At 25.4% G+C, this 441-nt stretch carries 1 protein-coding gene; it reads right to left on the bottom strand.

Features of this window, described 5'->3' with window-relative positions:
• Positions 1 to 27: 27 nt before the first annotated feature.
• Positions 28 to 258, bottom strand: coding sequence for a hypothetical protein (locus Q0881_RS17745; protein WP_299163308.1), 231 nt, complete (start codon positions 256 to 258; stop codon positions 28 to 30).
• Positions 259 to 441: the final 183 nt, after the last annotated feature.

Genomic DNA, 441 nt, shown 5'->3' with positions numbered 1-441 from the left:
TGTTGCAAGGCTATTTAAAGACTGAACTTAAAAAAGTTCTTGTAAATCATTAGATTCTATAAATTTTTGAACTTCTCTAACTCTGAAAGTTCGAACGTTTAATGCTTTATACATGGTAGTTTTTCTATTTGTTGCTACAATTTCGCTAATTTCTCGTTTCATAGAATCATGATCTGTAACATAGTCTATAAAAAAATGATAAAACTTGTTTTTTTTCAAGTAAGGTTTAATCTTATTAATATCTATTATACTACTCATCTTAATAAAAGGGCTTAATTAGGTTGTTTTATTATTTTTTAAACTGTAAAATTTCGGTGTAAAGGTTTAAAATTGCCAGCTCTAAAAGATTTTAAAGCAATTACAAAACCACAACAAGTGTAATACGCATTTTACTTATTGTAAATAAATTTCATTTCTTATTCCATAGTCATTTTACCTACA

Source organism: uncultured Tenacibaculum sp., assembly GCF_947494125.1.
Taxonomy (GTDB): Bacteria; Bacteroidota; Bacteroidia; order Flavobacteriales; family Flavobacteriaceae; genus Polaribacter.
The sequence above is the reverse complement of the archived record's forward strand: the minus strand, read 5'-3'. Positions and strand labels throughout refer to the sequence as shown.